The organism is Kitasatospora sp. NPDC127121 (assembly GCF_042677305.1).
Lineage (GTDB): Bacteria > Actinomycetota > Actinomycetes > Streptomycetales > Streptomycetaceae > Kitasatospora.
The window spans coordinates 21,249-43,608 of sequence record NZ_JBHXTQ010000049.1 but is presented as its reverse complement, the minus strand read 5'-3'; the positions used below and the strand labels follow the sequence as shown (position 1 = coordinate 43,608).

19 protein-coding genes and 1 tRNA gene are annotated in these 22,360 nt (G+C 72.2%); 16 read left to right on the top strand and 4 right to left on the bottom strand.

Features of this window, described 5'->3' with window-relative positions:
* Positions 1-16 precede the first annotated feature (16 nt).
* Both ACFVHI_RS23405 and ACFVHI_RS23400 read right to left on the bottom strand, forming a co-directional pair.
* Positions 17-1,690: an APC family permease gene (locus tag ACFVHI_RS23405; protein ID WP_063350090.1), complete on the bottom strand. Its 1,674-nt coding sequence runs from the start codon at positions 1,688-1,690 to the stop codon at positions 17-19.
* A 348-nt stretch (positions 1,691-2,038) separates the two neighbouring features.
* A tRNA-Leu gene (locus ACFVHI_RS23400) sits at positions 2,039-2,123 on the bottom strand.
* A gap of 384 nt (positions 2,124-2,507) precedes the next feature.
* On the opposite strand from ACFVHI_RS23400, the gene ACFVHI_RS23395 reads away from it, so the two are divergent.
* Positions 2,508-3,050 carry an ATP-binding protein gene (locus tag ACFVHI_RS23395; protein ID WP_380342345.1) on the top strand — a complete coding sequence of 181 codons (543 nt, stop codon included), beginning with the start codon at positions 2,508-2,510 and terminating at the stop codon, positions 3,048-3,050.
* Positions 3,051-3,082: 32 nt separating this feature from the next.
* Here ACFVHI_RS23395 and idi read toward each other — a convergent pair whose 3' ends face one another.
* Entirely contained in the window at positions 3,083-3,739 is a 657-nt protein-coding gene (gene idi, locus ACFVHI_RS23390; protein WP_079136034.1) for an isopentenyl-diphosphate Delta-isomerase, read from the bottom strand.
* A 516-nt stretch (positions 3,740-4,255) separates the two neighbouring features.
* Between idi and ACFVHI_RS23385 the strand changes: the two genes are divergently transcribed.
* From ACFVHI_RS23385 to ACFVHI_RS23315, 15 genes are all read left to right on the top strand, one after another.
* On the top strand, positions 4,256-5,011 hold the full coding sequence (locus tag ACFVHI_RS23385) for a sugar phosphate nucleotidyltransferase (protein ID WP_380342302.1): 756 nt from the start codon (positions 4,256-4,258) through the stop codon (positions 5,009-5,011).
* Positions 4,999-6,060, top strand: a complete 1,062-nt coding sequence (locus tag ACFVHI_RS23380; RefSeq protein ID WP_063350092.1) for an iron-containing alcohol dehydrogenase family protein — start codon at positions 4,999-5,001, stop codon at positions 6,058-6,060. The genes ACFVHI_RS23385 and ACFVHI_RS23380 overlap by 13 nt, the downstream gene beginning before the upstream one ends.
* Positions 6,061-6,151: 91 nt before the next feature.
* The gene (locus ACFVHI_RS23375; RefSeq protein ID WP_063351558.1) at positions 6,152-6,889 is read left to right on the top strand and encodes a CDP-alcohol phosphatidyltransferase family protein; all 738 of its coding nucleotides are present in this window, start codon (positions 6,152-6,154) and stop codon (positions 6,887-6,889) included.
* A complete protein-coding gene (locus ACFVHI_RS23370; RefSeq protein ID WP_063350093.1) occupies positions 6,886-7,785 on the top strand; it encodes a glycosyltransferase family 2 protein in 900 nt (299 codons plus the stop codon). The genes ACFVHI_RS23375 and ACFVHI_RS23370 overlap by 4 nt, the downstream gene beginning before the upstream one ends.
* A gap of 136 nt (positions 7,786-7,921) precedes the next feature.
* Positions 7,922-8,863 (top strand): ABC transporter permease, encoded by a 942-nt coding sequence (locus ACFVHI_RS23365; RefSeq protein WP_063350094.1) that lies wholly within the window; start codon positions 7,922-7,924, stop codon positions 8,861-8,863.
* Positions 8,856-9,665, top strand: a complete 810-nt coding sequence (locus ACFVHI_RS23360; RefSeq protein ID WP_063350095.1) for an ABC transporter ATP-binding protein — start codon at positions 8,856-8,858, stop codon at positions 9,663-9,665. Before ACFVHI_RS23365 ends, ACFVHI_RS23360 begins: the two co-directional genes overlap by 8 nt.
* Before the next feature lie 259 nt (positions 9,666-9,924).
* Positions 9,925-10,905, top strand: coding sequence for a squalene synthase HpnC (gene hpnC, locus ACFVHI_RS23355; RefSeq protein WP_380342341.1), 981 nt, complete (start codon positions 9,925-9,927; stop codon positions 10,903-10,905).
* A 41-nt stretch (positions 10,906-10,946) separates the two neighbouring features.
* Positions 10,947-11,804: a presqualene diphosphate synthase HpnD gene (gene hpnD / locus ACFVHI_RS23350; protein WP_380342339.1), complete on the top strand. Its 858-nt coding sequence runs from the start codon at positions 10,947-10,949 to the stop codon at positions 11,802-11,804.
* Between the two features lie 142 nt (positions 11,805-11,946).
* Entirely contained in the window at positions 11,947-13,383 is a 1,437-nt protein-coding gene (hpnE, locus tag ACFVHI_RS23345) for a hydroxysqualene dehydroxylase HpnE (RefSeq protein WP_380342298.1), read from the top strand.
* A 224-nt stretch (positions 13,384-13,607) separates the two neighbouring features.
* A complete protein-coding gene (locus tag ACFVHI_RS23340) occupies positions 13,608-14,696 on the top strand; it encodes a polyprenyl synthetase family protein (RefSeq protein ID WP_079136360.1) in 1,089 nt (362 codons plus the stop codon).
* A 7-nt stretch (positions 14,697-14,703) separates the two neighbouring features.
* A complete protein-coding gene (shc, locus tag ACFVHI_RS23335) occupies positions 14,704-16,788 on the top strand; it encodes a squalene--hopene cyclase (RefSeq protein WP_244293508.1) in 2,085 nt (694 codons plus the stop codon).
* Entirely contained in the window at positions 16,785-17,465 is a 681-nt protein-coding gene (locus ACFVHI_RS23330) for a hypothetical protein (protein WP_063350099.1), read from the top strand. The genes shc and ACFVHI_RS23330 overlap by 4 nt, the downstream gene beginning before the upstream one ends.
* Before the next feature lie 2 nt (positions 17,466-17,467).
* Complete coding sequence (gene hpnH, locus ACFVHI_RS23325) at positions 17,468-18,496, top strand: adenosyl-hopene transferase HpnH (RefSeq protein ID WP_063350100.1); 1,029 nt, start codon at positions 17,468-17,470, stop codon at positions 18,494-18,496.
* A gap of 126 nt (positions 18,497-18,622) precedes the next feature.
* Positions 18,623-20,533, top strand: a complete 1,911-nt coding sequence (dxs, locus tag ACFVHI_RS23320) for a 1-deoxy-D-xylulose-5-phosphate synthase (protein WP_380342293.1) — start codon at positions 18,623-18,625, stop codon at positions 20,531-20,533.
* On the top strand, positions 20,523-21,929 hold the full coding sequence (locus ACFVHI_RS23315) for an aspartate aminotransferase family protein (RefSeq protein ID WP_380342290.1): 1,407 nt from the start codon (positions 20,523-20,525) through the stop codon (positions 21,927-21,929). The genes dxs and ACFVHI_RS23315 overlap by 11 nt, the downstream gene beginning before the upstream one ends.
* A 105-nt stretch (positions 21,930-22,034) precedes the next feature.
* Here ACFVHI_RS23315 and ACFVHI_RS23310 read toward each other — a convergent pair whose 3' ends face one another.
* Complete coding sequence (locus ACFVHI_RS23310; RefSeq protein WP_063350103.1) at positions 22,035-22,310, bottom strand: DUF6343 family protein; 276 nt, start codon at positions 22,308-22,310, stop codon at positions 22,035-22,037.
* Positions 22,311-22,360: the final 50 nt, after the last annotated feature.

The window sequence follows — 22,360 nt, the reverse complement described above, 5'->3', positions numbered from 1 at the left end:
GGCGTTGTGCGCTCCCTCAGGCCCGCGAGGCCTCCCGCGGCTCCTGGCCGGAGCCCGCAGAACCGTCGGAGCCCTCGGCGGCCGCGGCCTCCTCGGCCAGCTCGCGCCGGACGGCGGCCAGGGACGGGTTGGCCCAGGCGCTGGCGACGCCCCAGTAGTAGAAGGCCAGCGCGATGGCCGCGACGACCAGCAGGTCCCAGCCCTCGGGCAGGTAGCCCTGGCCGCCGAAGTCGGTGCTGCCGGCCCAGGAGACGCCGGCCATCACGAACAGGTACGCGACCATCCAGGCGCCCGCCTTCAGGTGCGGCTTCAGCTCGGCCCACGGCTTGCGCAGCTCGTACCAGGCCCAGATCGGTAGACCGGCGGCCATCAGCAGGATGACCTTGCCGGTGAGCGGCCAGCGGGCCCAGTACAGGACCAGCGAGCCGAACACCATCGCCACGGGCGCGATGATCGGCATGGCCCGCAGCCGGACCGGCCGGGGCAGGTCCGGCGCGAGGCGGCGCAGGGCCATCACGGCGACCGGGCCGGTGACGTACGAGATCACGGTGGCGACCGAGACGATCTCGGCCAGCGAGCCCCAGCCGCGGAAGACCGCGAGGAACAGGAAGGCGACCACCAGGTTGAGCACCAGGGCCGGGCGCGGGATGCCGGTCTTGGCGTCGACCTTGCCGAAGATCTTCGGCAGGTGGCCGTTCTCCTGCACGCCGTGGATCATGCGCGAGGTGGTGGCGGCGTAGATCATGCCGGTGCCGCTGGGGGAGACGAAGGCGTCCGCGTACAGCAGCAGGGCGAGCCAGTTGAGGCCCCAGACCATCGCGAGGTCGGCGAGCGGCGAGGTGTAGGCGAGGCTGCTCCAGCCGTGCGACAGGTCGGCGGCCGGGATGGCACCGATGAAGGCGATCTGCAGCGCGACGTAGATCACCAGGGCGATCAGGATCGAGCCGATGACGGCCTTGGGCAGCGACTTGCCGGGGTTGCGGGCCTCGCCGGCCAGGTTGAGCGGGGACTGGAAGCCGTTGAAGGCCCAGACGATGCCGGACACCGCGACGGCGGTGAACACGGCGCTCCAGCCGTTCGGCGCGAAGCCGCCGTGGTCGGTGAAGTGGGCGGTGTCGAAGTGGGCGAACAGCAGCGCGCCGGCGGTCAGGGTCGGGACGATGACCTTGAAGACGGTGATCGCCGTGTTGGTCTTGGCGAACATCGTGATGGCGAACCAGTTGAGGATGAAGTAGCCGACCAGCAGCACGCTGGCCAGTGCCACCCCGCTCAGGGTGAGTTCCTTGCCGTTGTACAGCCCCTGTGCCCAGCCGAAGTGCCAGGAGCTCATGTACTGGACGGAGGCGGTGGCCTCGCCGGGGATGACCGAGACGATGGCGATCCAGTTGGCCCAGGCGGCGAGGTAGCCGGCCAGCGAGCCGTGCGAGTACTGGCCGTACCGGACCATGCCGCCGGCCTTGGGGAACATCGACCCGAGCTCGCTGTAGGTGAGCGCGATGGTCAGTGCCACGGCGGCCCCGATCACCCAGGCCAGGATCGACGCGGGGCCGGCCAGCCGGGCGGCGCGCTCGGCGCCGAACAGCCACCCGGATCCGATGATCGATCCGAGCCCCACGGCGGTGAGGCTGATGGTGCCGAGCGATCGCCGGTAGTTCTGATGTGATGCCGTCGGAGACTCTGGCTCACTCAACGTATCGGTCCTCTCGCTCGGGGTTTCATCGGGTGGTGTCGTGGTTTTTACGCTGGTTTCCGGACAAACGGAGACAGCCTATGGGGCCAAAACGGGCGAATACCTCAAGGGAAGCTCAAACTGTCCGATCGTTGCCATCTCGTGTCCGCTTTCCGGGTCACGACAGCCGCAGAAGTCGCCTGGGTCACAGCGGTTGCGGGGGTCGCGGGCGCCGCAGCGGCCACCCGGTCCGCACGGAGAACCCGAGAGGACCTGCGAGAACTCGAGAGAACCCGTGGATGGCGACGGCGCGCCGGGAAAAAGAAATTCCCCGCGGGTTCCTTTCGGATCCCACGGGGAATTCGGTTGTGTCCGAGGGGGGACTTGAACCCCCACGCCCGATAAAGGGCACTAGCACCTCAAGCTAGCGCGTCTGCCATTCCGCCACCCGGACAGGGTGTGTGCTTCGGGGTTTTTCTCGCCCCCTCGGCGACAGAGAGAACATTACCAGGGTTCTGGAGTGCTTCTCACCTGCGTTTCCCCGGGTGGGGGGATGTCCGGGTCGGTCGGGGTGGTCGGGCTGGCTGGGATGGGTCGCCACGGTGCGCGAACCCCGGCCGAAGCGGTGGCGAGCGCGAAGGAAACGGTCGACCCCGGCGGCGGCCGCGGTCCGTTCCGGCCGGAAGCGGTCCGACACGGGCAAGTTGTCGACGGTGCCACGGTCCCGGCGGTGCCTCTCCTAGCCTCTGTGGATCGAGGGCGCCATGAGCGGAACGCCTGATTCCCGGGTCGCGGACACTCCCGGGTCGCGGACGAAGGGCGGCTGGACGTGGAGCAGATCAGCGGGGCGGCGAAGGCCGAGCCGAGACGCGCCGGAGCGGAGCGCGTACCCGCCGAGCCAAGACGGACCGGGCCGGAACGCACCGGGCCGGAACGCGCACCCGCCGGACCGGTCGAGGGCGTGTGGCGCTTCCCGGTGCCGGCCGAGGAGGCCTCGGTGCCGCTGACCCGGCACGCGGTCCGTGACCGCCTGCTGGCCCAGGGGATGGCCGGGGTGCGCTACCAGGAGCTGGTGGACGACGTGCTGCTGATCGTCTCGGAGCTGGTGAGCAACGCGGTGACGCACGCGGCGAAGCTGTCGCCGGAGGTGACGACCGAGCTGGCGGTCCGCCGGGGCTGGGTCCGGGTGTCGGTCGAGGACGGTGACCCGTACCGGCCGAAGGCGCTGGAGAGCGACACCGGGCGGACCGGTGGCCGCGGCCTGCTGCTGGTGAAGAGCGTGACGTTGCAGGCCGGCGGGGTGTGCGACGTGGAGCGGACGGGGGAGGGCGGCAAGGTCATCTGGGCCTCGCTGCCCGTCCCCCCGGAGACCGACGACTGAGCGCCGCGGGCCCGCAGACCGGTCCCGCCCGCCTACCAGTCCCGCCCGGCGATCTCCCGGATCCCCGGCAGCGCCGCCTCGAAGACCGTCTCGAACCACACCGAGAACGGCCGCTCGGCGCGCAGCTCCCGCAGTTCCTGCGCGGTCACGAAGGCGTAGTCGTCCACCTCGTCGGGGTTGGGCTCGACGGGCGCGGTCACCAGCCCGACGAACAGGTGGTTCCACTCCCGCTCGATCAGCCCGGTGGCCTCGTCCGGCAGGTCGTAACGGACCGTACCCGCCTCGCAGAGCAGCGCCGGCGCGATGCCGAGCTCCTCGGCGGTGCGGCGGGCGGCGGCGACGAACGGCGGCTCGTCCGGGTACGGGTGGCCGCAGCAGGTGTTCGACCAGACGCCGGGGGAGTGGTACTTGCCGAGTGCCCGCCGCTGGAGCAGCAGCCGCCCCTGGCGGTCGAAGAGGAAGACCGAGAACGCGCGGTGCAGCCGGCCGGGCTGCTGGTGTGCCCAGTGCTTCTCGGCGGTGCCGGTGGTGACGCCCTCGTCGTCGACCAGTTCCAGCAGGATCTCGGGACCGGCGCCGGCGGTCCCGGTCGAGGCCCCCGGGGCGACCGTCACGTCCGTCTCGACGTCGAGACCGGTGTCGATCTCGGAGTCGAAGTGTGTCGGGTTGGTCGGCAGGCTCTGGGGCATGGGGCCTCTTTCGGGAGGGGGGAGCAACGGAAGCATCGGGGTACGTCCGGTACACCGGGTGCAGCGGACGCAGCGGGGGCACCGGCGCCGGCGTCGGGCTCCAGTCTGCCGTATGGGTGGCGGTGGGGACGGGTCCCACGCACAACCGGGCGGATCATGACCGTCCGCAGGTCGATTCCGGGCACAGATGGGTCCAAGTCGCTCCCGGAAGGGTCATCGGAATAGCAGAATTGTTCGGCATTCGTTCGAGTCGCGTTCGATCACCGCTTCGCCCCCTCGTTCGATCATCGCCTCGACCCCGCGTTCGATCACCGCTTCGCCACCCTCCCGTCACCTCGCGGCCCCCGGCCGCGTTCGGGTCGGCCGCCCGGGTCGCCTACCATCGCTTACGGCACGGTGCCCGCACTCGCGGCGGCACCGGCGCGCCGATTCGCGGCCCGGCCGGACGGAAAGCCGGTGCCCCGGCACCCCGCGCGCACCGCCCCGCGCACCGCACGACGGATCAGGAGACCCCGCATGATCGGCCTCGTTCTGGCAGCCGGCGCCGGCCGCCGGCTGCGCCCGTACACCGACACCCTGCCCAAGGCGCTGGTGCCGGTCGACGGGGAGCGGACCGTGCTGGACCTCACCCTCGGCAACTTCGCCGAGGTCGGTATCCGCGAGGCCGCGATCGTCGTCGGCTACCGCAAGGAAGCGGTGTACGACCGCAAGGACGCCCTGGAGAGCAAGTACGGCGTCAAGCTCCACCTGGTCGAGAACGACAAGGCCGAGGAGTGGAACAACGCGTACTCGCTCTGGTGCGCCCGCGAGCTCTTCGCCGAGGGCCTGCTGCTGGCCAACGGCGACACCGTGCACCCGTCGTCCGTGCAGCGCACCATGCTGGAGGGCAACCAGCGCCTCGTCGAGGCCGGCACCGCCCCCGGCATCCTGCTGGCCCTCGACACGGTGAAGAAGCTCGCCGACGAGGAGATGAAGGTCGTCGTCGACCCGGCCGCCGGCATGCGCCGCATCACCAAGCTGATGGACCCCACCGAGGCCACCGGCGAGTACATCGGCGTCACCGTGATCAACCCCGCCGCCGCCGCCGACCTGACCGACGCGCTGCGCGCCACCTACGAGCGCGACCCGCAGCTGTACTACGAGGACGGCTACCAGGAGATGGTCAACCGCGGCCTGCGGATCGACGTGCAGCCGATCGGCGAGGTCTCCTGGGTCGAGGTCGACAACCACGACGACCTGGCGAAGGCGCGGGAGATCGCGTGCCAGTACTGACCCGGCTGGTTCCGTCGCCGCTGTTCGTCGAGGTCCGCCCGGGCGCGCTGGACGCGCTCGGCGGCATCCTCGCCGACCAGCGGCTGTCCGCCTCGGGCCGGATCGCGGTGGCGATCAGCAACGGCTCTGGCGCGGCGATGCGCCGGCGCCTGGAGCCGGCCCTGCCCGGCGCCGACTGGTACAACGTCGACGACGGCAGCCTGGACAGCGCGGTGCGCCTGGCCGAGTCGGTGCGCGGCGGGCACTACGACGCGATGGTCGGCCTCGGCGGTGGCAAGATCATCGACGCCGCCAAGTACGCCGCCGCCCGGGTCGGCCTGCCGCTGGTCGCGGTCGCCACCAACCTGGCCCACGACGGCATCTGTTCGCCGGTCTCCACGCTCGACAACGACGCCGGCCGCGGCTCCTACGGGGTGCCCAGCCCGATCGGCATCATCGTCGACCTGGACGTGATCCGGCAGGCCCCGCCGCGCTTCGTGGCAGCCGGCATCGGCGACGTGGTCTCCAACATCTCCGCCTGCGCGGACTGGGAGTTGTCGCACGCGGTCACCGGCGAGCCGGTGGACGGACTGGCCGTGGCGATGGCCCGCTCGGCCGGCGAGAACCTGCTGCGGCACCCAGGTAACACTCAGGATCAGGACCTCCTCACGGCCCTCGCGGAAGCCCTGGTACTGTCCGGCATCGCGATGAACATCGCGGGCAGCACCCGGCCTTCCTCGGGTGCCTGCCACGAGATCTCGCATGCTCTGGACGTGCTGTACCCCAAGCGTTCCGCCCAGCACGGCGAACAGGTCGGCCTCGGCGCCGCGTTCGCCAGCTTCCTGCGGGGCGAGCGCGAGCTGACCGGTCTGATCGTGGAGCGCCTGGCGAGCCATGGACTGCCGGTGACCGCAGCTCAGATCGGTTTCACCGAGGCGGAGTTCACCGATGCGGTGCACTACGCTCCGAACACCCGCCCGGGGCGCTTCACCATCCTTGAGCACCTCGACCTCTCCCCCTCAGCAATCAGGGACGCGTACGCCGACTATGTCCAAGCCGTCAACAGCTGACCCCTCCACCACGGGCGCCGAGCAGCCCCCGGTGGACCTGACCCGCCGGCCCTCGATCGAGGAACTGCGCGCGGTGATCCACCCGGAGGGCATGCTCCAGCGCCGCAGCGCCGAGCACTGGGCCGGGCGCCTGTACATGCGGCGGATCTCGCTGCGGATCACCCGCGTGCTCTCCACCGTGACGGCGATCACGCCGAACGGCCTGACGTACCTGATGATGTTCACCGGCGTCCTGGCCGGCGTCGCGCTGGTCGTACCGGGCATCGCGGGCGCGGTCCTGGGGGCCCTGCTGATCCAGGTCTACCTGCTGCTGGACTGCGTGGACGGCGAGGTGGCCCGCTGGCGCCGGCAGACCTCGCTCACCGGCGTCTACCTGGACCGGGTCGGCCACTACATGTCCGAGGCGGCCCTGCTCACCGGGCTGGGCCTGCGCGCCACCGACCTGCTGCACCGCGAGGGCGGCGGCTCGCACTGGGAGTGGGCGTTCCTGGGCACGCTGGCCGCGCTCGGCGCGATCCTGATCAAGTCCGAGACGGACCTGGTGGACGTGGCCCGGGCCCGCAGCGGCCTGACGGCGGTCGAGGACAGCGCCGCGGTGCCGCGCTCGTCCTCGGTGGCCAAGGCCCGCCGGGCGGCCTCCTTCCTGAAGTTCCACCGCCTGGTCGGCGCGGTCGAGGCCTCGCTGCTGATCCTCGCGGCCGGGATCGCCGACGCCGTCCACGGCGGGCTGTTCTTCACCCGGATCGCGGTGGTGGCGCTGGCGGCGATCGCCATGCTGCAGACCGTGCTGCACCTGCTGAGCATCGTCCTCTCCAGCAGGCTGCGATGAGCGCCCCGACCAGCGCGGAGAGCTTCCGCCTCGGAGCCGTCATCATCACCATGGGCAACCGCCCCGAGGAACTGGCCGCCCTGATCGACTCGGTGCGCGCCCAGGAGGGCGCGGCGGTCGAGCTGGCCGTGGTGGGCCAGGGCGCCGAGCTGCCGCCGCTGCCGGAGGGCGTGCGCAGCGTCGAGCTGCCGGAGAACCTCGGCATCCCGGGCGGGCGCAACGTCGGCATCGAGCTGTTCGGCCGCGACGGCCGGGACGTGGACGCCGTCCTCTTCCTGGACGACGACGGGCACCTGCCGCGCACCGACTCGGCCCGCCTGCTGCGCGAGGCCTTCACCGCCGACCCGGAGCTGGGCATCGTGGCCTTCCGGATCGCCGACCCCGACACCGGCGTGACCCAGCGTCGGCACGTCCCCCGGCTGCGCGCCAGCGACCCGCTGCGCTCGTCCCGGGTGACCACCTTCCTGGGCGGCGCGACCGCCGTGCGCTGCGCGGTGTTCGAGCAGGCCGGGCAGCTGCCCGCGGAGTTCTTCTACGCCCACGAGGAGACCGACCTCGCGTGGCGCGCGGCGGACGCCGGCTGGGCCATCGACTACCGCGCGGACGTGGTGCTGCACCACCCGACGACCTCGCCCGCCCGGCACGCCACCTACTTCCACAACATTGCCCGTAACAGGGTTTGGCTCGCCAGACGGAACCTTCCGGCCCTGTTGGTGCCTCTCTATCTGGGAACCTGGTTCCTGCTGACCCTGGCCCGCCGCCCCTCCTCGGAGGCGCTGAAGGCCTGGTGGGGCGGGTTCCGGGCGGGCTGGCGCGAACCCTGCGGTCCGCGGCGGCCCATGCGATGGCGTACCGTTTGGCGATTGACCAGGCTGGGCCGGCCACCGGTCATCTGATCGAATGATCGATCGCTGCGGCCGGTGACCACACACCGGCCGGACTCTCCCCGTGATCCAGTGGATCCCCATCGGCGCAAGGCCGGCGGACCCCCGTCGACCGGCCGCCCCGACCGATCCCGCGTGAAGGACGAATGTGTCGACAGTGAGTGAACCCGTCAGCCTCTCATCCCCCAGGGGGGTGGACGCGGGCCTGACCCCCAAGCAGCTTGCGGACAAGTACGGCCTGGCCGTGAGCGGCAGGCGGCCCGGCCTGATTGCCTACACCAAGCAGCTCTGGGCCCGGCGCCACTTCATCTGGGCCTTCGCCACCGCCCGCCTGGTGGCCCAGTACACCGACGCCAAGCTCGGCCAGCTGTGGCAGGTAGTGACGCCGCTGCTGAACTGCGCGGTGTTCTACCTGGTCTTCGGTGTGATCCTGAAGAGCAAGGACAACTTCCCGCCGGACACCTACATCGCCTGGCTCTGCATCGGTGTCTTCGTCTTCCAGTTCACCCAGAACGCGGTGCAGTCCGGCACCCGGGCGATCGCCGACAACCTCGGGCTGATCCGCGCGCTGCACTTCCCCCGGGCCTCGCTGCCGATCGCGTTCACCGTGATCCAGCTCCAGCAGCTGCTGATCTCGATGGTGGTGCTGGTCGGCACCGTGCTGGTCAGCGGCATCAAGCCGGGCCGGACCTGGCTGCTGATCATCCCGGCCCTGGTGCTGCAGATGATGTTCAACACGGGCATCGCCCTGGTCATGGCGCGGCTCGGCTCCAAGACCAGCGACATCTCCCAGCTGATCCCCTTCGTGATGCGGGCCTGGATGTTCCTGTCCGGCGTGATGTTCAGCATCCAGGACAAGATCCAGGAGTGGCCCAAGTACATCCAGACGCTGATGGCCCTCAACCCGGCCTCGGTCTACATGGACCTGCTGCGGCACGCCTTCGCGCCGATCATCTACAACAAGCACCAGCCCCAGCACCAGGAACTCCCGCTCCACCAGTGGACCTACGGCATTGGGTGGGCGGTCGTGATGTTCGTGATCGGATACGTCTTCTTCTGGAAGGCCGAGGAGGAGTACGGCCGTGGCTGACGTCGAACTGAGCAAGCTGGACACCGTCCGGGACGCGGACGTCGCCCGCGAGCCCACCGTCGTCGTCGACGACGTGCACATCGTCTACCGGGTGCACGGCGCCGGCTCCGGCAAGGGCAGCGCCACCTCGGCGATGAGCCGCATCATCAGCCGCAAGCGCTCCGCGGGCGTGCGCGAGGTGCACGCCGTGCGCGGCGTCAGCTTCACCGCCTACAAGGGCGAGGCGATCGGCCTGATCGGCTCCAACGGCTCCGGCAAGTCGACCATGCTGGCTGCCATCGCGGGCCTGCTGCCGACCGAGAAGGGCGGCATCTACACCAACGGCCAGCCCTCGCTGCTGGGCGTGAACGCGGCGCTGATGAACGAGCTCACCGGTGAGCGCAACGTCATCCTCGGCTGCCTGGCGATGGGCATGGCGCCGGCCGACGTGCGCAGCCGCTACGAGGACATCGTCGAGTTCTCCGGCATCAACGAGAAGGGCGACTTCATCTCGCTGCCGATGCGCACGTACTCCTCCGGCATGGGTGCCCGCCTGCGCTTCGCCATCGCCGCCGCGAAGACCCACGACGTGCTGCTGATCGACGAGGCGCTGGCCACCGGCGACCAGGCGTTCCAGCAGCGCAGCAAGAAGCGGATCGACGAACTGCGCAAGTCCGCCGGTACGGTCTTCCTGGTCAGCCACGACAACAGCTCGATCCGCGAGGTCTGCGAGCGGACGATCTGGATCGAGGCCGGCGAGCTGATCATGGACGGCCCGACCGAAGAGGTCGTCGGCCGCTACGAGCGCGGCGAGCGCCCGTAATAACAAGCCGTCCAGGGGGCCGGTTCCGGGGATTTCCGGGGCCGGCCCCCTGTTCGTGCGCCCCCGTCGGTGCCCCGGGTGGCCCGCCGCCGCGGGGGTGAGCGCCCCCGTGCGCCGGGCGGGGCGCTCTTCTCCGGCGCGCCCCGTGGTGTCAGGCTGTATGCGCGGGGGCGGTGTGCCGGAGGTGGCGCCCCCGCTCGGACGCGTGTCCGAGTCGGGCCGGTGATGCCCAGCGGTGTAGAACGGGGGAGTGACAGCAGTGTCGGCTTCGGCCCAGCCCAGAGATACGTCGGTGAACCGCTCCGCGGGGGAGACCCTGGACAAGGCGGGCGCGGAGAACTTCCCGGTCGCCCCGTTCTTCCTGCCCGCGGCCTGGCGCGACGACCTGATGGCCGTCTACGGCTACGCCCGGCTGGTCGACGACGCCGGCGACGGCGACCTGGCCGATCCGGCCGCCACCGCCGCCCTGCTCGGGGTCGAGGCCACGCCCCCCGCCACCCCTTCGGCCCAGTCCGGCCCGCCGAGTCCGCAGGAGGTCGCCTTCCGCCTCGCACTGCTGGACGGACTGGAGCGCGATCTCGACCGGGTCTTCGAGGCGGCGCTCCACCCGGGAGCCTCCGAGGGCCCCCGCCACCCGCTGCTGCGCAGCCTCGTGCCGCTGGTCGACCGGCACGGGCTCACCCCGGAGCCGTTCCGCCGCCTGATCGAGGCCAACCGGGTGGACCAGACCACCACCCGCTACGCCGGCTACGACGACCTGATCGGCTACTGCACCCTCTCCGCCGACCCGGTCGGCCGCCTGGTGCTGGCCATCGCCGGCGTCGCCACCCCCGAGCGGATCGAGCTGTCCGACGCGATCTGCAGCGCCCTCCAGGTGGTCGAACACCTTCAGGACGTCGCCGAGGACCTCGCCCACGGGCGGATCTACCTCCCCGCCGAGGACCTCGCCCGGTTCGGCGTCACCGAGGCGGACCTCGCCGCCCCCACCGCCAGCGGCCCGGTGCGCGAGCTGATCGCCTTCGAGGTGCAGCGGGCCCGCACCCTGCTCGACCGCGGCGCGCCATTGGTAGGTACGGTTCGGGGGAGGCTTCGACTGCTCCTGGCGGGATTCACCGCCGGCGGGTACGCGGCCCTGGCGGCCATCGAGGACGCCGGGTACGACGTGCTCGCGCAGCAGGCGAAGCCGAACAAGCGCCGCCTCGCAGCGAAGGCGGCGGCAATCTTCGCGAAGGGAAGGTGAACGCCCGAGTGGCGGCATCACCACTGGCGTCGGCCCAGGTCATGGCGGCGTACCGGTACTGCGAGGCAGTCACCGGACTTCAGGCGCGCAACTTCAGCTACGGCATCCGGTTGCTGCCCGAACCCAAGCGGCTGGCCATGTCGGCCCTCTACGCCCTGGCCCGCCGGGTCGACGACATCGGCGACGGGGACCTTCCGTCCGACCGCAAGGCCGAGACGCTGGTGCGCACCCGGGAACTGGTGGACGAGGTCCGCGCCGGGGTGGTCGCCGAGGACGACACCGACCCGATCAAGGTCGCCCTGGCCGACGCGGCCCGGCGCTTCCCGATCCCGCTCGGCGGCTTCGACGAACTGATCGACGGCGTCGAGATGGACCTCAAGGGCGCCGAGTACCAGACCTACGAGGAACTGAAGGTCTACTGCCGCTGCGTGGCCGGCTCGGTCGGCCGGCTCTCGCTCGGCGTGTACGGCTGCGACGACCCCGAGCGCGGCGCGGGCTACGCGGACACCCTGGGCCTGGCCCTGCAGCTCACCAACATCCTGCGCGACCTGCGCGAGGACGCCCTGAACGGCCGTACCTACCTGCCCGCCGAGGACCTGGCCCGGTTCGGCTGCGAGCAGGGCTTCGCGCTGCCCAGGCCGCCGGTCGGCGCCGACTTCACCGGCCTGGTGGCCTTCGAGGCCGCCCGCGCCCAGGCCGCCTTCGAGGAGGGCCTGCGGCTGCTGCCGATGCTCGACCGCCGAAGCCGGGCCTGCACCGCCGCGATGGCGGGGATCTACCACCGGCTGCTCGGCCGGATCGCCGCCGACCCCGAGTCCGTCCTGCGCGGCCGGGTCTCGCTGCCGGGCTGGGAGAAGGCGTACGTCGCGCTTTCCGGGCTCGCCGGGGGGCGTTCTTGATTCTCACCGCAGTTCTGTCACGCTGTGTCAGCGGGGAATCACAAGCGGGCAGAGCAGTGTTGACCAGGACCGGGCCGGTCACGAGCGTGCCGGCCGGAGCGACCGCCGCAGGGCGGTCCAGCAATCGCGAGGGGGAGGGTCGATGACCGGGCGAGCCGATGCCGCGCGCCCGGCCGCCGTGGTGGTCGGCGGCGGCCTGGCCGGGATCACCGCCGCGCTGCGGCTGGCCGAGGCCGACCACCGGGTCACGCTGGTCGAGGGGCGGCCCAGGCTCGGCGGGCTGGCGTTCTCCTTCCAGCGCGGCGAGCTGACCGTCGACAACGGCCAGCACGTCTACCTGCGCTGCTGCACCGCCTACCGCGGCCTGCTGGAGCGGCTCGGCGCCGCCCGGCTGGTCCACGTACAGGACCGGCTGGACGTTCCGGTGCTCTCCGTCGCCGGGCCGGACGCGGCCCCGGTGCGCACCCTCGGGCGGCTGCGCCGGGCCGGCCTGCCCGTTCCGCTGCACCTGGCCGGCAGCCTCGCGCGCTACCCGCACCTCGGGCCGGCCGACCGCGCCCGGGTGGTCCGCGGCGCGCTGGCGCTCCAGGGCCTGGACCTCGCCGACCCGGCACTGGACGAGATCTCCTTCGGCGAGTGGCTGCGCCGCAACGGGCAGAACGCGAACACCCTCGCCGCCCTCTGGGACCTGGTCGGCGTCGCCACCCTGAACGCCCGGGCCGACCAGGTGTCGCTGGCGCTGGCGGCGATGGTCTTCAAGACCGGCCTGCTCTCCGACCCGGGCGCCTCCGACATCGGCATGGCCGCCGTCCCGCTCGGCGTGATCCACCACGACCGGGCGCTCGCCGAGCTGGAACGCGCCGGCGTGAAGGTACTGCTGCGCGCCCGCGTGACGGAGCTCAAGCCGGCGGTGCCCCAGCACGCCGTCCATCTGGAAGGCGGCGCGGAGCCGCTCCCCGCCGAGACCGTCGTGCTGGCCGGCGCCCAGGACAGCGCGGCCGCCCTGCTGCCCCCGAACGCCCTCCCCGGCCAGGACCGGCTGGCCGACTTCGGCACCGCGCCGATCCTCAACGTGCACGTGGTCTACGACCGCAAGGTGCTGCGTCGGCCGTTCTTCGCCGCCCTCGGCTCCCCGGTGCAGTGGGTCTTCGACCGCACCGCGCACTCCGGCCTGGCCGGCACCGGGCTCGGCCGGGCCCACCCCGGCGCCCAGTACCTGGCGCTCTCGCAGTCCGCCGTCCAGGACGAGATCGACCTGCCGGTCGCCGAGCTGCGCCGCCGGTACCTGCCGGAGCTGGCCCGGCTGCTCCCGGCCGCCGCCGGGGCCGAGGTGCTGGACTTCTTCGTCACCCGCGAGCGCACCGCCACCTTCGACCCGGCGCCCGGCAGCGCGCTGCTGCGCCCGTCGGCCCGTACCGACGTCCCCGGCCTGCTGCTGGCCGGCGCGTGGACGGCCACCGGCTGGCCCGCGACCATGGAGGGGGCCGTGCGCAGCGGCCACGCCGCGGCCGACGCGGCGCTCGCCGCGGCCGGCAGTCGGCTGCCGGCGGACCGGGGCGACGGGAGGTGGCCCCGGTGACGGCGGGCGCCGCCGGGGACCCCGCCAGAGCCGGCGGGCCTCCCGTCGACCGCACCGGCGGTAACGACACCGGCCGCACCGGCGGCACTGACAGCGGTGACACCGGCACCAGCCGCACCGACCCGAGCCGCATCGACACCGGCCACATCGACACCAGCCGCACCGACAGCGCAAGCACCCGGCCGCCCCGGGCGGTCCGGCACCACGAGGGAGAGGGAACGCACGTGGAGTCACGCACCGGCATCGCCGTCGGAGGCACGGCGCACGCCGAACCGGTCTCGGTGCCGGAGCTGCTGGCCCGCAGCCGCACGCTCTGCACCCCGCCGCTACGGTCCGCCGTCGCCCGTTTGGCCGCACCGATGGACACCGTCGCCGCGTACCACTTCGGCTGGATCGACCGGGACGGCACCCCGGCCAAGGGCGACGGCGGCAAGGCCGTGCGCCCCGCCCTGGCCCTGCTCTCCGCCCGGGCCACCGGCGCCGCCGCCGAGGTCGGCGTGCCGGGCGGGGTCGCGGTTGAACTGGTGCACAACTTCTCCCTGCTCCATGATGATCTGATGGACGGTGACGAGACCCGACGGCACCGGGCCACCGCCTGGACGGTCTTCGGTCCGGCCCAGGCGATCCTGGCCGGCGACGCCCTGGCGACGCTCGGCACGGAGGTGCTGCTCGACGCCGCGGTGACCGGCGGTACGAGCCCCACCGACGCCGCACGCGCCGTCCGGCTGCTCACCACGGCGACCCGCCGACTGATCGACGGCCAGGCCATGGACGTCGCCTTCGAACAGCGCGACAGCGTCACCGTCGCCGAGTGCCTGGAGATGGAGGGCGGCAAGACCGCGGCGCTGCTGGCGGCCGCCTCGGCGATCGGCGCCGTCCTGGCCGGGGCCGACGACAAGGTCTCCGAACCGCTCCAGCGTTACGGCCACCACCTGGGCCTGGCCTTCCAGGCGGTGGACGACCTGCTCGGCATCTGGGGCGCCACCGAGGTCACCGGCAAGCCGCACTGGGGCGATCTGCGCCAGCGCAAGAAGTCCCTGCCGGTCGCCGCCGCGCTGGCCGAGGGCGGCGCGGCCTCGCGCCGGCTCGCCGAGCAGCTGGCCGACCCGAAGGGCCGCGGCGAGGAGGGCGAGCCCGAGCTCGCCGCCCGGGCCGCGCTGATCGAGGAGGCCGGCGGCCGCGCCTGGACCCAGGAGGAAGCCCGCCGCCAGCACACGACTGCCCTCGCCGCCCTGGACGAGGTGCCCATGTCCGACGAGGTGCGCGAGCACTTCGTCGCACTCGCCGAATTCGTGGTGGTACGAGAGAGGTGACGTTACGTTGACAGCAACCGCGGACGGCCGGCTCGACCCTGAGTACGATTCCGAGCCGGTCGCGGTGGGCGACCGCCCCCCGACCCTCCTGGGCGCCGGGCGGTGGCAGCCCGAAGACACCGACCAGCTCCGGCCGGCCGGTGAGGCGGACCTCGGAGCGGCCGACGCGCGGGAGGCACTGGCCCGCGCCACCACCCACCTGCTCTCGCTGCAGAGCTCCGAGGGCTGGTGGAAGGGCGACCTGGAGACCAACGTCACCATGGACGCCGAGGACTTACTGCTGCGGCAGTTCCTCGGGATCCGGACCGAGGACCAGACCAAGGCCACCGCCGAATGGATCCGGTCCCAGCAGCGGGAGGACGGCACCTGGGCCACCTTCCACGGCGGGCCGGCCGAACTGTCCACCACCGTCGAGGCGTACGTCGCCCTCAAACTCGCCGGCGACGACCCCGAGGCCCCGCACATGGTGGCCGCCGCGCGGTACGTCCGCTCCGCCGGGGGCATCGCGGCCGCCCGGGTCTTCACCCGGATCTGGCTCGCGCTCTTCGGCTGGTGGCCCTGGGAACGGCTCCCCGAGATGCCGCCCGAGATCATCTTCCTGCCCAAGTGGCTGCCGCTGAACATCTACGCCTTCGGCTGCTGGGCCCGCCAGACCATCGTCCCGCTGACCGTCGTCTCGGCCCACCGCCCCGTCCGTCCGGCGCCCTTCCCGCTCACCGAGCTGCACACCGACCCGGACCACCCCTACCCCGACCGGCCGCTCGCCCCCGCCACCAGCTGGGACGGCCTCTTCGAGCGCCTCGACAAGGTCCTGCACGCCTACCACCACCGAGCCCTGCGCCCGCTGCGCCGGCTCGCCGTCTCCCAGGCCTGCCGCTGGATCGTCGAACGGCAGGAGGCCGACGGCTGCTGGGGTGGCATCCAGCCGCCCGCCGTGTACTCGCTGATCGCCCTGCACCTGGAGGGCTACGAGCTGGAGCACCCGGTGATGCAGGCCGGACTCTCCTCCTTCGACCGCTTCACCGTGCACACCGAGGACGGCCGGCGCTGGCTGGAGGCCTGCCAGTCCCCGGTCTGGGACACCTGCCTGGCCACCATCGCGCTGGTCGACGCCGGGCTGCCGGCCGACCACCCGGCGCTGGTCTCGGCCGTCGACTGGATGCTCGGCGAGGAGATCCGCAAGGACGGCGACTGGTCCGTCCAGCGGCCCACGCTGGCCCCCGGCGGCTGGGCCTTCGAGTTCGAGAACGACACCTACCCCGACATCGACGACACCGCCGAGGTGGTGCTCGCGCTGGGCCGGGTCGACCACCCCGACCCGGCCAAGGTCGATGCGGCGATGGACCGCGGCGTGCTCTGGAACCTCGGCATGCAGTCCAAGAACGGCGCCTGGGGCGCCTTCGACGTCGACAACACCAGCACGCTGCCCAACAAGCTGCCGTTCTGCGACTTCGGTGAAGTGGTCGACCCGCCGTCCGCCGACGTCACCGCCCACGTGGTGGAGATGCTCGCCGAGACCGGCCGGGCCCGCGACCGGCGCACCCGGCGCGGCGTCGAGTGGCTGCTGCACAACCAGGAGGCGGACGGCTCCTGGTTCGGCCGCTGGGGCACCAACTACATCTACGGCACCGGCTCGGTGCTGCCCGCCCTGGTCGCGGCCGGCGTCCCGGACGAGCACCCGGCGATCCGGCGCGCCGTCCGCTGGCTGGAGGACCGGCAGAACACCGACGGCGGCTGGGGCGAGGACATGCGCTCCTACGAGGACCCGGCCCGCTGGGCCGGGCGCGGCGACTCCACCGCCTCGCAGACCGCATGGGCGCTGATGGCGTTGCTCGCGGCCGGCGAGGGCCCGGACGGCCGGGCCAACCCGGCGGTGGAACACGGCGTGGACTGGCTGGTGCGCACCCAACTGCCCGAGGGCACCTGGGACGAGCCGCAGTTCACCGGCACCGGCTTCCCGTGGGACTTCTCCATCAACTACCACCTGTACCGGCTGGTCTTCCCGGTCACCGCGCTCGGCCGCTACCTGCACGGCAGTCCCGCCCTCGGCCGCCGCAACGGCGACACCCCGGCGATCGGGGCGGCGCGGTGACCACCGCCCCGCTGCTGGTGCTCTGCGCGCTGGGACCCGAGGTCTGGGCGCTGCGCGGTGGCGACTGGCGCGGTGCGGCCGGCGGGCCGCCGGTGCTGGTGCGCACCGGCATGGGCCGGCGGCGGGCCGCGCTGACCGTCCGCCGGCTGCTCGGCTCCGCCCCCGGCGGCTACGGCGCGGTCGTGGTGGCCGGCTTCGGCGCCGCGGTCGGCCCGGGCGTGCTGCCGGGCGACATCGTGGTCGCCGACGGCGTGCGCGACGCGGAGGGGCACCTGTACCCCGTCGACTCCGGGCCGGAGCTCGCCAGGGCCCTCAAGGAACTCGGCCTGACCGCGCACGCCGGGGTGCACCACACCGCCGACCACGTCGTCCGCGGCCTCGAACGGCGCGCCCTGCACCTCCAGGGCGCGCTCGCCGTCGACATGGAGGCCGCCGCCGTGCTGGCCGCGCTGCGGGAACGGCGGCCGACGCTGCCCGCCGCCGTCCTGCGGGTGGTCGTGGACACCCCCGAGCGCGAACTGCTGCGGCCCGGCACCCTCCCGGCCGGGGTGCGTGCCTGGCGGACCCTGCGGGCGGCGGTACCCGCCCTGGTCGACTGGTACCGGCAGGAGTCCCGGCCCGGCCCCGCGGACCTGAACCACCCCACATCCTCGACGCTCCCCCAGGAGGCGAGCTAGCCATGGCCATGCCGTTGCGCCAGACCGTGCGGGTCGGCACCTACCTCATGCAGCAGAAGCTGCTCAAGCGCCGGGACAAGTTCCCACTGATCGTCGAACTGGAGCCGCTGTTCGCCTGCAACCTCGCCTGTGAGGGCTGTGGCAAGATCCAGCACCCGGCGGGTGTGCTGAAGCAGCGCATGCCGGTGGCCCAGGCGGTCGGCGCGGTCCTGGAGTCGGGTGCCCCGATGGTCTCGATCGCCGGCGGCGAGCCGCTGATGCACCCGCAGATCGACGAGATCGTCCGCCAGCTCGTCGAGCGCCGCAAGTACGTCTTCCTCTGCACCAACGCGCTGCTGATGCGCAAGAAGATGGACAAGTTCAAGCCCTCGCCGTACTTCACCTTCGCCGTGCACATCGACGGCATGCGCGAGCGGCACGACGAGTCGGTGGCCAAGGAGGGCACCTTCGACGAGGCGGTGGCGGCGATCAAGGAGGCCAAGCGGCGCGGCTTCCGGGTCACCACCAACAGCACCTTCTTCAACACCGACACCCCGCAGACCATCATCGAGGTGCTGGACTTCCTCAACGACGAGCTCAAGGTCGACGAGATGATGATCTCCCCGGCCTACGCCTACGAGAAGGCCCCCGACCAGGAGCACTTCCTCGGCGTCGACCAGACCCGGGAGCTCTTCCGCAAGGCCTTCGCCGGCGGCAACCGGAGCCGCTGGCGGCTCAACCACAGCCCGCTCTTCCTGGACTTCCTGGAGGGCAAGGCCGACTTCGAGTGCACCCCCTGGGGCATCCCCAACTACTCGCTGTTCGGCTGGCAGCGGCCCTGCTACCTGATGGCCGACGGCTACGTGCCCACCTACCGCGAACTCGTCGAGAAGACCGACTGGAGCAAGTACGGCCGCGGCAAGGACCCGCGCTGCGCCAACTGCATGGCGCACTGCGGCTACGAGCCGACCGCCGTACTCGCCACCATGGGCTCGCTCAAGGAGTCGCTGCGCGCCATCACCGAGACCATCGGCGCCAACCGCGGCCACTGAGCCGGTCGTTCGACCGCGCCACCGCTCCCGAGGACACCCCGTCCGGCCCGGGCCCCGCGCCCGGGCCGGCCCCGCCCCCGCCGGGCGGCGGCACCACCGCGCCACTCCGAGTCGTGAGGTGTACCCATGTCACTGCTCTCCAGCGTCACGTCACCGGCCGAACTGCGAAAGCTTCCGGCGGCCGAACTCCCGCTGCTCGCCGACGAGATCCGCGCGTTCCTGATCGACGCCGTCACCCGCACCGGCGGCCACCTCGGGCCCAATCTCGGCGTGGTCGAGCTGACCATCGCCCTGCACCGGGTCTTCGACTCCCCGTACGACCGGATCGTCTTCGACACCGGCCACCAGAGCTACGTCCACAAACTGCTCACCGGCCGCCAGGACTTCTCCCGGCTGCGGATGAAGGGCGGGCTCTCCGGCTACCCCTCGCGCGGCGAATCCGAACACGACCTGGTCGAGAACTCGCACGCCTCCACCGCCCTGTCCTACGCCGACGGCCTCGCCAAGGCCGCCGGACTGCTCGGCCAGCACGACCGGCACACCGTCGCGGTGATCGGCGACGGCGCGCTCACCGGCGGGCTCGCCTGGGAGGCGCTCAACAACATCGCCGAGGCCCGCGACCGGCCGCTGGTCATCGTCGTCAACGACAACGAGCGCTCCTACGCCAAGACCATCGGCGGCCTCGCCAACCACCTGGCCACCCTGCGCACCACCCAGGGGTACGAACGCTTCCTCGCCCTCGGCAAGGGCGCGCTGCAGCGCACCCCGCTCGTCGGCCAGCCGATCTTCGACGCGCTGCACGGGGCCAAGAAGGGCTTCAAGGACGCCTTCGCGCCCCAGGGCATGTTCGAGGACCTCGGGCTGAAGTACCTCGGGCCGATCGACGGCCACGACCTCGGCGCCGTCGAACAGGCGCTGCGCCAGGCGCGCAACTTCGGCGGCCCCGTCATCGTGCACTGCCTCACCGTCAAGGGGCGCGGCTACCGGCCCGCCGAACAGGACGAGGCCGACCGCTTCCACGCCGTCAACCCGATCGACCCGTACACCTGCCTGCCGATCTCGCCCAGCGGCGGAGTCTCCTGGACCTCGGTGTTCGGCGACGAACTGGTCGCGCTCGGCGCCGAGCGGCCCGACCTGGTGGCGATCACCGCGGCGATGCTCCAACCGGTCGGCCTGGCCCGCTTCGCCAAGGCCTTCCCGGACCGCACCTTCGACGTCGGCATCGCCGAGCAGCACGCCGTCACCTCCGCCGCCGGCCTCGCCACCGGCGGCCTGCACCCGGTCGTCGCCGTCTACGCGACCTTCCTGAACCGGGCCTTCGACCAGGTCCTGATGGACGTCGCCCTGCACCGGCTCGGCGTCACCTTCGTCCTCGACCGCTCCGGGGTCACCGGCAGCGACGGCGCCTCGCACAACGGCATGTGGGACATGTCGATCCTCCAGGTCGTCCCGGGCCTCAGGCTCGCCGCCCCGCGCGACGCCGAACAGCTGCGGGCCCAGCTGCGCGAGGCCGTCGAGGTCGAGGACGCCCCCACCGTGGTCCGCTTCCCCAAGGCCACCATCGGGCCCGCCGTGCCGGCCGTCGAACGGATCGGCGGGATGGACGTCCTGCTGCGCACCGGCCGGCCGTCGGAGATCCTCCTGGTCGCGGTCGGCACCACCGCCGCCGCCTGCCTGGACGCCGCCCGGCTGTTGCTCGCCGAGGGCTTCACCGCGACCGTCGTCGACCCCCGCTGGGTCAAACCGGTCGACCCGGTCCTGCCGGAACTGGCCGCCGCCCACCGGCTGGTCGTCACCGTCGAGGACAACGGCCGCACCGGTGGCGTCGGCGCCGCCGTCGCCCAGGCGCTGCGCGACGCCGACGTGGACGTGCCGGTGCGGGTGCTCGGCCTGCCGCAGGAGTTCCTCGGCCACGCCGCGCGCGGGGAGATCCTGGAGGAGACCGGCCTGACCGGCACCGGAGTCGCCGCCCAGACCGCCGTCTTCGCCAAGAACCTGCTACCGAACCGAGGAGCGAACCAGCGCCATGCCGGCTGACCCCGACCGCACCGCCGCCAGCTTCGACCTCGCCGCGCTGATCGCCGAACGCGGCGCCGAGCGGTACGAACTGCACGGCCGCCACCTCAACCCGCAGCTGCCGCGCATGCTGCACACCATCGGCTTCGACAAGTACTACGAGCGCGCCAAGGGCCCGTACTTCTACGACGCCGAGGGCAACGAGTACCTCGACATGCTGGCCGGCTTCGGCATCTTCGCGCTGGGCCGCCACCACCCGGTCGTGCGATCGGCGATCCAGCAGGTGATGGACCTCGACCTGCCGGACCTGGTCCGCTTCGACTGCTCGCCGCTGCCCGGGCTGCTCGCCGAGCGACTGCTCTCGTACACGCCCGGGCTGGACCGGGTGTTCTTCGGCAACAGCGGCACCGAGGCGGTGGAGACCGCGCTCAAGTTCGCCCGGTACGCCACCGGCCGCAGGCGCGTCCTGTACGCCGACCACGCCTTCCACGGGCTGACCACCGGCTCGCTCTCCGTCAACGGGGAGAGCGGTTTCCGCAAGGGCTTCGACCCGCTGCTGCCGGACACCGCCATCCCGCTCGGCGACCTCGGCGCGCTGGCCAGGGAGCTGAAGCGCGGCGACGTCGCCGCCCTGATCGTCGAGCCGATCCAGGGCAAGGGCGTCCTGGCGCCGCCGCCCGGCTGGCTGCGTGCCGCGCAGGCCCTGCTGCATGAGCACAGGGCGCTGCTGATCTGCGACGAGGTGCAGACCGGGATCGGCCGTACCGGCGAGTTCTTCGCCTACCAGCACGAGGAGGGCGTGCTGCCCGACCTGGTCTGCGTGGCCAAGGCGCTCTCCGGCGGCTACGTGCCGGTCGGGGCGACGCTCGGCAAGAGCTGGATCTTCGAGAAGGTGTACTCCTCGATGGACCGGGTGCTGGTGCACTCGGCCAGCTTCGGTGCCAACGCCCAGGCGATGGCGGCCGGACTGGCGACCCTGGAGGTGATGCGCGAGGAGAAGGTGGTGGAGAACGCGCGTCAGGTCGGCGATCAGTTGCGCGAGCGGCTGGCCGCACTGGTCGACCGGTACGAGCTGCTCGCCGAGGTGCGCGGCCGGGGTCTGATGATCGGCATCGAGTTCGGCCGACCCAAGTCGCTCAAGCTGCGCACCGGCTGGACGGCCCTGCAAGCGGCGCGCAAGGGGCTGTTCGCCCAGATGGTGGTCGTCCCGCTGCTCCAGCGGCACCGGATCCTGACCCAGGTGTCCGGGGACCACCTGGAGGTGATCAAGCTGATCCCGCCGCTGATCATCACGGAGCGCGACGTCGACCGGTTCGTGGACGCCTTCACCGACATCATGGATGACGCGCACCGGGGGAGCGGGCTGATGTGGGACTTCGGGCGGACGCTGGTGAAGCAGGCGGTCGGCAGCCGCTGAGCTGGTTCTGGGCGGGTGCTCGGCGGCGGTGCGGGAGTGTTGCGGGAGTGTTGCGGGAGTGGGAAGTCGGCCGGGCCGACTTCCCACTCCGTGGGAGACACCGTGTCAGAGCTCGGTCCGGCGGCGCCGGATGACCACGACGAGATCGACGGTGGCGAACAGGGTGAGCAGGCCGCAGGCGATGGCGAAGCCGGTGAGGGTCCCCTGGCTGGGGGCGCCGTTGGCGGGGGAGGCCGCCGCCCAGATCGCGAAGCCCGCCGTCGCGAGCGCGAACAGCGGCGTGAAGGTGAGCGACAGCAGGTAGCGGAGCTTGAGATCGCTGCGGGCGGTGGCCGGCTCGGTGCCGCTGCGCCACGGCCGTCGCGGAGTGGTGGTGCGCATGGCCGTTCACCTCCGGGCCGCGCGGGTGGGGGCTACGATTCCAGCGTACG

Excerpts from the sequence above, each read along its gene's own strand:
- hpnH (WP_063350100.1), top strand. The coding sequence starts at position 17,468 with ATGGCCATGCCGTTGCGCCAGACCGTGCGGGTCGGCACCTACCTCATG.
- hpnE (WP_380342298.1), top strand. The coding sequence starts at position 11,947 with ATGACCGGGCGAGCCGATGCCGCGCGCCCGGCCGCCGTGGTGGTCGGC.
- hpnD (WP_380342339.1), top strand. The coding sequence starts at position 10,947 with ATGGCGGCGTACCGGTACTGCGAGGCAGTCACCGGACTTCAGGCGCGC.
- ACFVHI_RS23375 (WP_063351558.1), top strand. The coding sequence starts at position 6,152 with ATGCTCCAGCGCCGCAGCGCCGAGCACTGGGCCGGGCGCCTGTACATG.
- dxs (WP_380342293.1), top strand. The coding sequence starts at position 18,623 with ATGTCACTGCTCTCCAGCGTCACGTCACCGGCCGAACTGCGAAAGCTT.
- ACFVHI_RS23385 (WP_380342302.1), top strand. The coding sequence starts at position 4,256 with ATGATCGGCCTCGTTCTGGCAGCCGGCGCCGGCCGCCGGCTGCGCCCG.
- ACFVHI_RS23310 (WP_063350103.1), bottom strand. The coding sequence starts at position 22,310 with ATGCGCACCACCACTCCGCGACGGCCGTGGCGCAGCGGCACCGAGCCG.
- ACFVHI_RS23315 (WP_380342290.1), top strand. The coding sequence starts at position 20,523 with ATGCCGGCTGACCCCGACCGCACCGCCGCCAGCTTCGACCTCGCCGCG.
- idi (WP_079136034.1), bottom strand. The coding sequence starts at position 3,739 with ATGCCCCAGAGCCTGCCGACCAACCCGACACACTTCGACTCCGAGATC.
- ACFVHI_RS23370 (WP_063350093.1), top strand. The coding sequence starts at position 6,886 with ATGAGCGCCCCGACCAGCGCGGAGAGCTTCCGCCTCGGAGCCGTCATC.